The following is an 11,927-nucleotide window of genomic DNA, read 5'->3' as shown; positions in this document are numbered from 1 at the left end:
AGTTGCATAAGCTTCTTTTATTAATGAAAAGGGATCTAAAGGACAGTGATAACCATCCTTTAGATCCCTCAATGTATATAGTTAATCGACATTGTCAGCATTTGTCTCTGTTGTTAGGTACTGACCTATCTTTTTCTCATAGTATGCTTCGTTCATTTTATAAGAAAGCTCAAATGGTGGAGTCGTTGCATATTCTTTTCTGATCCAATAAAAATCTTCTTCTGTTTTTAATTCATTTAATTCCAGCATCATGATAACTTCAAATGAAACAAGGTTTTTATTTTTCGTAATATTGACAATCGGATTAGATGTTCTAGCAGGCTTGTTCATTATTTTTTTATTAAAGAAAATAGAAAAATTCAGTTCATTGCCGCTTTTGCTTTTTTTATTAATCTTTAGCAAAAAAGAATCCCCTAAGTCCTCTAGTTTTTCTTTGTCCATATCTTGAATAGTTAAAATTAATTTTATGTACTTATTTTCTACTGGCGAAATATTTATTTTCGTTGCGCTCATCTATATCCTCCTCTAACTAGAACACTACCTTTACTGCTACCTCTTATTATATTCTGGAGTGAATGTTAATATAACAAAAAAGCAATTTCCTTCGTTTTATGATTGAATAAATTAATTTGAAAGAGTTAAGGCAGTTTCTTTACAGCATTTTTATATCATAGTATAAAAACAAAGAATATATCAAGACTATCTTTATAATTAATCATAAAACAAGATAAATCATGTTATTATGTGTATAATTATACTGTTCTCTTCTTTGTTTAGAAGAGAATCATAAATAAATTTTTATTGAGGTGCAAAATGAAACAGATACAAACTGTAGAAGAATTTGATCAAATCATTCAACAAGAAGAAACAACTATTATTAAGTTTTTTACCACATGGTGCCCTGATTGCACAAGAATGGATCTTTTTATTGAGGAAATCATCGCTGTAAATACCGATAAAAAATGGTTCAGCTTAAATAAAGACGAATTACCAAGTTTAGCTGAAAAATTTGATGTAATGGGCATTCCAAGTTTATTAGTTTTTAAAAATGGCGAAAAAATTGGCCATTTACATAGTGCTAATGCTAAAACACCAGAACAAGTAGAAGAATTTTTACAATCATATAAATAAAAAAGCAAAATTACCTGCTGTCCTAGCCGAGATGAAAATGTTCAGACCAATAAAAAAGGTGTTTTATCTTTTAGTCGGACGAGTTAGGCTAGGCTAATAATGCAGTAAAAAGGTGATAGTTTCTTTTCAACTATTCATAAAAAAAGAAGAGTAAAGGGGCTGTAATTCACCCTTTCTCTTCTTTTTGCTTTTAAAAAATCAACCAGTATTGCGTAAACCTGCAGCAATTCCGTTAATTGTCAATAGAACTTGATTCATTAACTCTGGATCAGGATTTTCTTGTTCACGAAGCTGTTTAATTAATTCTACTTGGAAAAAGTTTAAAGGATCAACATATGGGTTTCGTCTATAGACAGATTCTTGAATAGACGGTGTATGATCCAATAGTTCTTCTTTTCCTGTAATTTGCAGTAAAACAGTCTTTGTTTTATTATATTCTTCTTTAATATTCTCATAAATTCTTTTGCCGATTGCTTCATCTTCTACTAAAGAAGAATACTCTCTTGCAGTAGGCAAATCAGCTTTCATTAATGCCATTTGGAGATTATCAATTGTCGAACGGAAAAACGACCATTTTTCATACATATCTTGCAGTATCGCTAAATGATTATCTCCTCTATTTGTGAATTCTGCAAGACCAGTACCAGCTGCATACCACGCAGGTAATAATTGTCTGCTTTGAGTCCATGCAAACACCCATGGAATGGCACGAAGATCTTCGAATCGGGTTTTATTTTTTCTAGCCATTGGTCTAGAACCGATTTTTAAATTACCGATTTCATTTAATGGTGTTGCTTCTTTAAAATATGTCATAAAGTCAGGATCATTAAATACCAATGATTGATATTTTTGCAATGCAACACTTGAAATTTCTTCCATCGTTGATTCCCACACTGCTTTTTTATCATTATATTTATTAACTTCTTCAGAAATATTAGCAAAAGCAGATAACAAAGTTGATGTTGCTTGTTCAAGGCTTCTAAATGCAATATCTTCTAATAAATATCTTGAAGACAATACTTCACCTTGCTCCGTTATTTTCACTCCATCCCCCAATGTTTCGATAGGTTGAGATAAAATGCTTTTGTTTAGAGGACCGCCGCCACGACCCAATGAACCACCACGACCATGGAAAAACTTCAAGCCAATCTGATAACCGCTGGCCATTTCATGGATTTCACGCTGAGCTTTATACAATTTCCAGTTAGCAGTAAGCGTTCCTCCATCTTTGCTTCCATCAGAATATCCTAACATTATTTCCTGCTGATTTCGATGCTGCTTAAGATGTTCTTTATAAACAGGTAATGTAAATAATTTTTCCATTATTTGTGGTCCCGCGATAAGGTCATCAATTGTTTCAAGCAATGGTGCAACATTTAAATGACTTTCCACCGTTCCATCCGCATGCAAGCGATATATGCCTGCTTCTTTTGCTAATACAAGAACCTCTAAAACATCACTTGGTGATTCGGCCATACTAATTAAGTATACAGTAATAGCACGTTTCCCAAACTTTTTATGTGCATCGCGAATCATAGTAAAGACTTTTATCATTTCCTGTGTCTCTTTTGAATAATCTTCATTTAATAAGAGAATGGGTCTTGGATCATTTAATACTGATTCTAACACCTTTACTTTTTCTTCTTCATTCAAATTACTGTAATCATCAGTGATGCGAACTTTTCTTAATATTTCGGAAATAGCAGATTCATGTTCGCCGCTGTGATTACGAATATCTAAAGTTGCCAAATGAAATCCAAAAAGCTGAACTTGGCGTATTAATTTTTGCAGCTGCTTTTGTTCATGATCTTTCGGCTGATGACTTTTGACGCTTTCTTTAATTATAAGTAAATCCTGCAATAATTCATCCGCATTTTGATACCCTTTGTCAGAAACGCCAACTTGTTTAAGTCTTTCAATCATAACAGCAAATTTTCTACGATACACTTCTTTATCGATTGGCCATTTTTTCTCATCCGATAAATATAGCTGCTCTTCTTCTTCAATTGTTTGCATTAATGTCGGACTAACAGTGACTCTATTGGTAGAATGACTGAATCGTTTCATTAATTCTACAACTGCTGTTGTGTATTTTTTTATTACTAATTGATTTTGTTTATGCAGTGTCTGCCATGTAATCTCTGGTGTTACATTAGGATTCCCATCTCGGTCTCCGCCAATCCATGAACCAAAAGATAAAAAGTTTGGTACCTTCCAGCTAAAATCAGGATAATTTTCATGAAGTGCATTTTGAACTTCTTGGTGAATCTCCGGCAAAACATCAAATAACGTTTGGTCAAAATAATATAAACCATTTCTAACTTCATCCATCACAGAAGGTTTATGAAGTCTTAACTCATCTGTTTGCCACATTACCGTAATTTCATTAAATAAGTCCTCTTCTATTTGTTTTTGCTCTTTGTCTGTTAATCGAGGATTTTCAAGTTGCTTCAGTAATAAGGCAATTCGTTTTTGAATCTCTAAAATAGAACGTTTAGTAGACTCTGTTGGATGTGCTGTAATAATTAATTCTAATGAAAGCGTATTTAGTACATTTTGAATCTCAGTTTCTGATAAATTTTTCTTTTTAAATGTTTGAATTGCACTTTCAATAGAATCAGGCTGAATGCCTTTTTCATCTTGAAGCTGATAGTCTCTTCTCCGTCTAATTCGATGATTTTGTTCTGCTACATTCACTAAATGAAAATACTTAGAAAAAGCGCGAATGACCTGTCTTCGCATAGGTCTTTCCAATTTCCCCATTTCTTCTTTGAGTGCGTTATATGTAGATTCACTATAATTTTGACGCAGCTCTTTCGAAATTTTACGTATTGTTTCTACTTTCTCTAAAAGCTCCTGACCACCGTGATGAACTAAAACTTCCCCTAATATATAACCAAGCTGCTTTACATCATTACGTAGTGGGAGACTGCTTTCGTTTACTTTTAGTCTTGTTGTCATTAGATTACCATCCCTTAATCTAAATATTATTTCAAACCTTATTAACACTTTTTTATCGTATCACTATTTTTAGAAAAATTCATCAATTATTCACGTTTATTAATAGATAGAAAAGATAAGTTGGCGATGATTAATCTATTATTGATATTAAATCGTTCTCATTAGGTAATATATGTATATTTTTCTCTCTCGAAGGATCAAAATTATGGGTTTATATAAAAATTCTGTCACCTTAAAATGAAAGGTGACAGAATTTTTATTTAATGATGATGTACTTCTTTATGTGGATTATAAATCACAAACCCAGGCTCTGGCACATGGAAATATTGAACCCAAACTCCATCTAAAAAGTCTGCTTCTCGCGTATCAAGCAATACCTCCACCTCTTTATCTGTTTTCACTACTTCATCATATTCTGTTTGCTTGTCCAGTTTTAAATCATAATGAGCATGATTGCCATGATGCTCGGTAATGTATACTCGCAATTTTTCTTCCTCTTTTGCATTAGCCAACATTTGTTTCATCACTTTTTCTGCATGTCTATTGATTTTAACTTTCATGATAAATCCTCCTAAAAAATTTAAACATTAAATGATTGCTTCTCATCTATTGTAATCTTCCAAAATATAGTTTGCAAATATTCGAAATTATTATGCTGAACAATTATTCAACAAAAAAACCAGGAAGACCCGCTTCCTGGTTTTTTCGTTGAATAATTGCTAATATCCGAATTATCTTTTTTTAGCAAACCGCTACACTATCTTGAATTTCCCTTAACTGAACCAGTTCTTTTGCAAATACTGAAAAATTATTTTTATCCAAACTATCCAATGTTTCATTTACTTTAAATTGCAAGTAGTTTATTTTTAAATCAAGATCCATAACGGAATAAATCTTTCGCTCCGCAACAAAATCTTCTAATTCCTGTATATACATATAAACTTGATAATCATTTATTAGAACAAGCACTAACCAGCCGAGTGAATCAATATATTTCTTCTCTTCCGTTACTGTGATCATATCACCTTTATGTAAATTAATTGAGAAAACATGATCTGGACTAGGACAAGTACATTCAATCATATATTGAAATGAGCTTGCGACAATATAATTATTCTTCATTTCCCCCGACACCTTCCTGCTTTTATTTATTTTATATACTATATAGAAAAAATAAATATTCGTTTTATTTCTTTTATTTTAAATGAAAATGATTATCAATGTCAACTTATTTTTCTAAATAAAAAGATATTTTCTTATTTGCTGATAAAAAATACGAGAACAGCTTTACACAATGATATGGATTGCTTTTTTTATTTTTGTAATCACTTTTTAAAATATGGAAACCATACTGCCCAGCTCTTCCATTAACATACAAAATGTGATTATGAGCTACTAATATGAAAGGAAAACAAAGTTAATGGTGACTAGAAGAGGAAAGGCTGTGGAAGAAGAAAATAGGACAAGCATGATACCAGTCCAACAGTTATCATGGAGCATGCGGCTTTTATATAATATAAATTTTCTGCTTGAACACTCATTAAGCAAATTTATTATTTCTGTGAATGCTAAAAAGAATTGTTCGTTATTAAGTGGAATTATTGTAATTTTAATGATAGAATAAATCGAAGCTTTTTACATAACAAAAAGTAAGGAATTTCACTTAAATCCCTAAACTTCGAATAAATTCAAGCCGTTCTCAATTCATTTTGTAAAAGGAGCGTAAAATGGATAAGGTAGATATACATTTATTAAAGATTTTGCAAGAAGATGGAAGAATAACAGTTAGCGACTTATCAAAAAAATTAGCATTAAGTCGTCCAAGCGTTTCAGAAAGATTACTAAGATTGCAAGAAAAAGGAATAATCTTAGAATTCAGTGCAAGGGTTTCACCTGCTAAACTGGGGAGAGAAACTTTGCTTTTTATTCAAATAAGTGAATTAAAAGCAGAAGCACAGGCTTTTGAAGAATTTATTCAAACAGAAGAAGATGTCATTGAATGCCACCGTGTAACAGGACCAATTAGCTATACGATAAAAGCAGCTGTTTCTGGAATTAATGGGATGAGACAGCTTGTTGACCGTTTAATACCATATGGAACCATTAATACATCTGTCATTTTGGCTTCTCCTGTTCCATATAGGCATTTATTGCCTTTTGAAAAGGATGAGGAGAATCAAAAAGATTAACTGATTTCTCTAAAAAAAGCAGGAAAAGAGGGTTGCCTCTTTTCCTGCTTTCATTAATGATCTATTTAGACGGTACCGTAATTGATTTAACCACTTCAAATAAATCGTGCAAATTGGTAATTTCATATGTAGGAACAACATCTGTATGGCTTGCATTTTCACGGTTGATCCAAACAGATTTGATTCCTGCTCTTGTTGCACCAAGAATATCAGTCATTAAATTATCGCCTACCATTAATACATCCTCTTTGTCTAGCTGTACTAATGATAAGGCATGATCAAAAATGGACGGATCTGGTTTTCCTTTTCCAAAAGCACCAGAAATAACAATTTCATCAAAATAAGGCGCAATTTCGGGAGTTATTGTTAATTTTGTATTTTGTAAATGTGGCGAACCATTGGTTATTAGCACCAGCTTGTATTTATCTTTTAATTGATCCAATACAGCAAATGTTTCTTCATAAACAAAAGGAGATTCTTTTCTGAACTGCGGAAATGCCTCTGCTAAAATCTCTCCCAATTCTTTATCATCAATTCCAACAGCTGCTAACCCGTTTGTCCAAGCTTCTTTCCGGTATAAAGGAACAATTTCCTTCATTTTACGAAAAGAATCATGGTCATCTAAAAATTCTCCCCATAAACCTTCAAATGGGTTAATTCCAATCATTTGTGTAAAGGAATATGTTTCATAGCTTTCATATAAGGATCTAGCTTCTTTACGCACTGCTTCTTCTATTTTTTCTACAGCAACGCCATATTTTTCTTCTGCTAATTTGCATGTTTTCACAAATGCTTCTTTTACACTTTTTTTGTCCCATAATAATGTATCATCTAAATCAAAGAATATTGCTTTAATCATTTTGTTTTGCCCCAATCCATTATGTATTAGATGTTGTCCTTTACATAATAGATTACAAGGTAATGATATAGATGTAAATACTAACTTCTTTTAAGCAGTTGCTGTCGTTGATTTTCCAAAGAAACTTTTACATCGCAACTTACTATTTTCGTTTTCTTAGAAAAACAACTTTTAAATAATTGCTTTCCTTTAAGTTTTTTAAGGAACGGAAATCTGTTGGCAGCTGAAATTCTTCTATCAGGTCATAATTATTTGCTTGTTTATTAAAAGCATCAAAAATAAAGCTTTTAAATTTTTTCATATCAAACGTGCTGCAGTTTGTCGATGCAACAATAATGCCATTCGTTTTGGTTATAGCAATTGCTTCTTTTAATAAACTAGCGTAATCCTTAGCTGCACGAAAAGTGTGTTTTTTTGAGCGAGCAAAGCTTGGTGGATCTAATATAACCATATCGAATGATAATTTTTTCTTTACCGCATATTTAAAATAATGAAAAACATCTTCTACAATAATTTTTTGTGCTTCAAGATCAATGGAATTAAGTTGAAAATTTTCAGTAGTTTTTGCCCTGCTTCGATTGGCTAAGTCAACACTGGTTGTCGATTTACTTCCTCCCATTGCAGCAGCAACAGAAAACGCACCGGTATAAGAAAAAGTATTAAGCACATCTTTTCCCTTCGCATACTTATCCCGAATTGTTTTACGAACTTCTCTTTGATCTAAAAAAATACCAACCATTGCGCCGTCATTTAAATCAACAGAATAATTTATCCCATTTTCCTTGATAATAATCGGAAATTCCCCTCTTGTTCCAGTTACAAAATCATCGTCTTCTACATAACTTCCTTTTTGGTCAAATCTTTTCTTTTCATAAATCGCAGCAAATGACATGGAATTCTGAATGGCCTTTATAATCATCTCTTTAAAAGTATAAATCCCTTTGCTATACCATTGAATGAGAAGATATTCATTAAATCGATCAATGGTAAAACCGCCAATGCCATCTCCTTCCCCATTAAATAAACGATATGCTGTCGTTTCTACCTCTTCTTCTAACACACTTCTTTTTTTCATCGCTGCCTGCAGCTTGCTTTCAAAAAATTGTTGATTGATTTCTGTATATGGATCTGATGTTAAAATCCAGCCTATTCCTTTATTTTGGATGCCAAAATATCCTCTTCCAAGAAATTGATTGGCTTTATTTTTGACATCAATTATTTGGCCTTCCTCTAATCTTGACACATCTAAAAGGGCATCCTTGTGTACTAATGGATTCCCGTTTTTTATTCCTTTTTCAAATAATGGATCAACAATTACTTCAACTGATTTCATTTTCTCACCTATTTACTTTCTGTTATAAAATAACCTATTACTATTTCTTTCATCTATTATACAGAAAAACAGCTAATTCACCTATCTTTCGTATTAATTATATTAAAATGAAAAAGCTCTCAAATCAATCTGCTATGCAGAAAAATAAGGAGCTCCCCACTTATTTCTATTTTGGAAGAATAATTTGATCAATAATCCCGTAACTTTTTGCTTCCTCAGCACTCATAAAAAAATCTCGTTCTGTATCTGCTGCTATCTTTTCGATATTCTGACCTGTTCTTTCTGCAATAATGCCATTAATTTGTTCTTTTAGTTTCAGTATTCGTTTTGCAGTTATTTCAATTTCCGTTGCCTGCCCTCTTGCTCCTCCTAATGGTTGATGGATCATAATTTCACTATTCGGAAGTGCATACCTTTTCCCTTTTGTTCCTGCTAACAACAACAAGGCTCCAAAGGATGCTGCCATTCCCGTGCATATTGTTCGAACATCTGGTTTAATATATTGCATGGTATCAAAAATGGAAAAACCTGCTGTTGTCGACCCTCCAGGACTATTAATATAGATGGAAATATCTTTATCAGGATCATCCGCAGCTAAAAACAACAGCTGTGCAACAACATTATTGGCAATATGATCATTAATTTCATCACCTAACATAATAATACGATCCTTTAAAAGCCGAGAATAAATATCATAAGATCGTTCACCGCCATTTGCCTGCTCAATAACATATGGAATTGCATTCATCAAAACATCTTCCTTTCCTTTTAGCTAACAATTATTTTTTTAAACTACTTTCATCCTTTTTCTGTCAAAAACAGCAAAATGGGAGAGACACTTTACATTTTTTATACTTATGCAGCCATAGAACATTCAGCATGCCAATTTTGTACTGGCTTTTTCAGCAGTACGGTGGCTGTTTGTAAACAAATTTGGTTGGAATGGATTAATCTGATTAATCGAGATGGATCTTCTTCCTTTAGTGCATCATAAAAAATCGTAACTATCTCTTGATTTACTGCTTTCCGATTTTCTTTATTAGCTATGATAGTTTGTTTAATCGTATTTCTTGCCCGAAAAAGAATTGATTTGACGGCACCTTCTGAAATATTAACAACCTCTGCTACTTCTTTTAATGAATAACTGAATCCTTCTGCTAATAAAAACACAATTGCTTGCTTAATTGTAAGATGGTTTATAAGCTGTTCTGCAAGTGCCATTAACGTGTCAATTTCTACTTCCTTGCTTTTTTGATACTCCTCCACTTGATTTAATTTCCATTTTCTATTTTTGCGAATGGTATCAATCCAATAATTATAGGCCGTTTTTTTTAGCAGGGATGTTGTAATTGCTTGTTCTTCATACTTTTCTAATACTTTCAGAAAGGTTTCTTGAACAATATCTTCTCTTTCCCATTTGTTCATCCCAAGAAATGTACAATATTTTTGCAATTTATGATAGTGAGCTACGAAAACGGTGTCCTTGTGGCTATTTTTTATTTGGTGGACGTTCATCTTCATCCCTCCTTTTTTGTTACTATAACCTTAACGTTTTAGCATGGAAAAAAGATACGGGTAGAATAATATTTTAATGCATTTTAAAATCTCAATAAAAATGGTTTTAGTTCTCTCGAATAGTCCGCAGTCAGAATACACTTCGCTTTCCATGGGGCGGGCGCCGAGCCTCCTCGCTGCGCTTCGTCTGTCCCGCAATTCCCATAGGAGTCTTTGTGTATTCTGACTGCTCCCTGCTGTTTTAAACTTCGATTATAAATAATGGAATGCTCCTCTTTTATGTATCATCGTTCGATTCCTGTTGTTTGAGTATCTATTATATTAAATAAACAATTCGCGGTACCAGATTGTGATTATACATGGAAGAAAGAATATAATAGCCAAACATTTATTGAATTTCCACTGCTTAATACCGAAAACTGTACATAATACGACAAATAACAGCATGGCTAATGGATCCTCCTATTTTGTATACTATTAGAATATCCGTTTATTCGATTGTTTTTAATGATTTTTTCGCTTTTTCTTCTGGTATATTATACGATTGCCAAGATGATTTTCTTACTAATAGCTGGTCTTTTTTTTCGGCTAATAATTGTTTTAATAAAGGATTGTTCTGATCTTTTTTATATAGATCAACTAATGCTGGGATAGAAGCATCAGATAGATGGGACATATACTGCAAATCAATATCTCCCGTTTTTTCGTAACGAAGAATGTTTTGGCTCACAATTACCCGATCCATATTGATCATATTTAAGCTGCAATAATATAATAAGGCAGTCAGCAAAAAGATTCGAATAAGATTCAGTTTTTCCATCCAAATTTTTACGATGGTAAATCCAAATATCACCACTAATAAAATTAAAAAAGAATGGGAAAACAATCGCAAATAGGTATATCCATATGCTTCTTCGTATAACGATAAGCGCAAGTGAGAAGATACTAACATAACAAAACTAAATAAAATCATGATAGACAAAAGCACTTTTAACACTTTCGTTTTTACGGCAGTATATGTATGAACACATATAATCATGACAAAGTTAATAACCGTAACAAACATTAATTCAAAAAAGCCTTTTTTAGCATAGGTCGCATATGTAAAGTCATTTATTAATACATCATTAAAAAAATACTTAAATTGTACAATCGTAAACAGGGCATATAAAAGATTAATCGACACTACTATCGTTAATACAATAGTAAGATCCCATGCACCACCTCTTATTGTCTGTTTTACTGGTACAACAACTAATTTCTTGCCAACTGTTTTTATTCCAACAACAAAAATAATAAACAAAAGAATTATTCTAAGGGGTGTCCAGATTTCTGTTATGTTTATGGATAGTATATGTTGAATGATTGTGACTATAAAGGAACCGAACTTTTCATCTGATGCGGTCAACAAAATCAATAATATTGTAAAAATTGGGCCTGTAATAATTAATCCTATCATTACTTTTTTTATTTTTTTATATGTTTGACTGTTCGGATTTTTTATGATTTTCCTTAATAAAAATACGATTATTTTCTTTGCAAATATATTGAACTGTTTTATTTTTTTTCCCAAATAAACAAGAAATAAACTAGAACTCCAATCAATAAACGCAGGACTCGTTAATAAAGATGTGTGAATAAACAATAAACAGATCACAACGAAAAGATTCAAGCCATAAAACACAGGATTAGCAATAAACAAATAACTCAAAGCTAAAACCCAAATACAAATAAACAAATACATGGCTAAAAGTTTGTGGGTTGTTTGTTTTCTTTTTATTAAATAAAAATATACCCCATAAAAGGACACGATAAAAATACTAAAGGAGATTCCAATTGGCCCCTTAAACAAGCTCACTTCTGTAAGAACTGCTAAAATCAAACATACAAATAAATAGATGATATTTTTTTTACTCATTTATTATCCCTCTTTACATAG

General features: G+C 32.1%; 12 protein-coding genes. 3 read left to right on the top strand and 9 right to left on the bottom strand.

Translation table 11 applies throughout. From position 1 onward, the window contains the following. Positions 1-81: 81 nt before the first annotated feature. Entirely contained in the window at positions 82-513 is a 432-nt protein-coding gene (locus AC5LWL_RS12315) for a hypothetical protein (protein WP_493434567.1), read from the bottom strand. Positions 514-813: 300 nt separating this feature from the next. On the opposite strand from AC5LWL_RS12315, the gene AC5LWL_RS12310 reads away from it, so the two are divergent. Next, positions 814-1,131, top strand: coding sequence for a thioredoxin family protein (locus AC5LWL_RS12310; RefSeq protein WP_493434566.1), 318 nt, complete (start codon positions 814-816; stop codon positions 1,129-1,131). A gap of 198 nt (positions 1,132-1,329) precedes the next feature. Here the strand turns inward: AC5LWL_RS12310 and ppc are convergent, their stop codons facing one another. The 3 genes from ppc to AC5LWL_RS12295 form a co-directional block, all read right to left on the bottom strand. Next, a complete protein-coding gene (gene ppc, locus AC5LWL_RS12305) occupies positions 1,330-4,092 on the bottom strand; it encodes a phosphoenolpyruvate carboxylase (protein WP_493434565.1) in 2,763 nt (920 codons plus the stop codon). Positions 4,093-4,352: 260 nt separating this feature from the next. Then, positions 4,353-4,652, bottom strand: coding sequence for an iron-sulfur cluster assembly accessory protein (locus tag AC5LWL_RS12300; protein ID WP_493434564.1), 300 nt, complete (start codon positions 4,650-4,652; stop codon positions 4,353-4,355). 181 nt (positions 4,653-4,833) lie between these two features. Further along, positions 4,834-5,214, bottom strand: a complete 381-nt coding sequence (locus AC5LWL_RS12295; protein ID WP_493434563.1) for a hypothetical protein — start codon at positions 5,212-5,214, stop codon at positions 4,834-4,836. A 298-nt stretch (positions 5,215-5,512) separates the two neighbouring features. Here AC5LWL_RS12295 and AC5LWL_RS12290 point away from each other — a divergent pair, with 298 nt between their 5' ends. Both AC5LWL_RS12290 and AC5LWL_RS12285 read left to right on the top strand, forming a co-directional pair. Beyond that, positions 5,513-5,716, top strand: a complete 204-nt coding sequence (locus AC5LWL_RS12290; protein WP_493434562.1) for a hypothetical protein — start codon at positions 5,513-5,515, stop codon at positions 5,714-5,716. Between the two features lie 103 nt (positions 5,717-5,819). Next, entirely contained in the window at positions 5,820-6,281 is a 462-nt protein-coding gene (locus AC5LWL_RS12285) for an Lrp/AsnC family transcriptional regulator (protein ID WP_493434561.1), read from the top strand. Positions 6,282-6,342: 61 nt separating this feature from the next. Here AC5LWL_RS12285 and AC5LWL_RS12280 read toward each other — a convergent pair whose 3' ends face one another. The 5 genes from AC5LWL_RS12280 to AC5LWL_RS12260 all read right to left on the bottom strand — a co-directional run bounded on the left by AC5LWL_RS12280 (position 6,343) and on the right by AC5LWL_RS12260 (position 11,906). Beyond that, complete coding sequence (locus AC5LWL_RS12280) at positions 6,343-7,140, bottom strand: HAD family hydrolase (RefSeq protein ID WP_493434560.1); 798 nt, start codon at positions 7,138-7,140, stop codon at positions 6,343-6,345. Between the two features lie 142 nt (positions 7,141-7,282). Then, a complete protein-coding gene (locus tag AC5LWL_RS12275) occupies positions 7,283-8,473 on the bottom strand; it encodes a class I SAM-dependent rRNA methyltransferase (RefSeq protein ID WP_493434559.1) in 1,191 nt (396 codons plus the stop codon). 166 nt (positions 8,474-8,639) lie between these two features. Then, positions 8,640-9,221, bottom strand: coding sequence for an ATP-dependent Clp endopeptidase proteolytic subunit ClpP (clpP, locus tag AC5LWL_RS12270; RefSeq protein WP_493434558.1), 582 nt, complete (start codon positions 9,219-9,221; stop codon positions 8,640-8,642). A gap of 107 nt (positions 9,222-9,328) precedes the next feature. Continuing rightward, the gene (locus AC5LWL_RS12265) at positions 9,329-9,988 is read right to left on the bottom strand and encodes a sigma-70 family RNA polymerase sigma factor (RefSeq protein WP_493434557.1); all 660 of its coding nucleotides are present in this window, start codon (positions 9,986-9,988) and stop codon (positions 9,329-9,331) included. A 490-nt stretch (positions 9,989-10,478) separates the two neighbouring features. Then, on the bottom strand, positions 10,479-11,906 hold the full coding sequence (locus AC5LWL_RS12260) for a DUF4153 domain-containing protein (protein WP_493434556.1): 1,428 nt from the start codon (positions 11,904-11,906) through the stop codon (positions 10,479-10,481). Between the last annotated feature and the right edge of the window lie 21 nt (positions 11,907-11,927).

This window comes from Niallia sp. WK069_GA_01 (genome assembly GCF_983173855.1).
Note: the sequence above shows the minus strand (reverse complement) of the source record. Positions and strands in the feature narration are given on the sequence as shown.

What these genes read in the sequence shown, in the direction of transcription:
- AC5LWL_RS12315 (WP_493434567.1), bottom strand. Translation starts at nt 513, where the DNA reads ATGAGCGCAACGAAAATAAATATTTCGCCAGTAGAAAATAAGTACATA.
- AC5LWL_RS12310 (WP_493434566.1), top strand. Translation starts at nt 814, where the DNA reads ATGAAACAGATACAAACTGTAGAAGAATTTGATCAAATCATTCAACAA.
- ppc (WP_493434565.1), bottom strand. Translation starts at nt 4,092, where the DNA reads ATGACAACAAGACTAAAAGTAAACGAAAGCAGTCTCCCACTACGTAAT.
- AC5LWL_RS12300 (WP_493434564.1), bottom strand. Translation starts at nt 4,652, where the DNA reads ATGAAAGTTAAAATCAATAGACATGCAGAAAAAGTGATGAAACAAATG.
- AC5LWL_RS12295 (WP_493434563.1), bottom strand. Translation starts at nt 5,214, where the DNA reads ATGAAGAATAATTATATTGTCGCAAGCTCATTTCAATATATGATTGAA.
- AC5LWL_RS12290 (WP_493434562.1), top strand. Translation starts at nt 5,513, where the DNA reads ATGGTGACTAGAAGAGGAAAGGCTGTGGAAGAAGAAAATAGGACAAGC.
- AC5LWL_RS12285 (WP_493434561.1), top strand. Translation starts at nt 5,820, where the DNA reads ATGGATAAGGTAGATATACATTTATTAAAGATTTTGCAAGAAGATGGA.
- AC5LWL_RS12280 (WP_493434560.1), bottom strand. Translation starts at nt 7,140, where the DNA reads ATGATTAAAGCAATATTCTTTGATTTAGATGATACATTATTATGGGAC.
- AC5LWL_RS12275 (WP_493434559.1), bottom strand. Translation starts at nt 8,473, where the DNA reads ATGAAATCAGTTGAAGTAATTGTTGATCCATTATTTGAAAAAGGAATA.
- clpP (WP_493434558.1), bottom strand. Translation starts at nt 9,221, where the DNA reads ATGAATGCAATTCCATATGTTATTGAGCAGGCAAATGGCGGTGAACGA.
- AC5LWL_RS12265 (WP_493434557.1), bottom strand. Translation starts at nt 9,988, where the DNA reads ATGAACGTCCACCAAATAAAAAATAGCCACAAGGACACCGTTTTCGTA.
- AC5LWL_RS12260 (WP_493434556.1), bottom strand. Translation starts at nt 11,906, where the DNA reads ATGAGTAAAAAAAATATCATCTATTTATTTGTATGTTTGATTTTAGCA.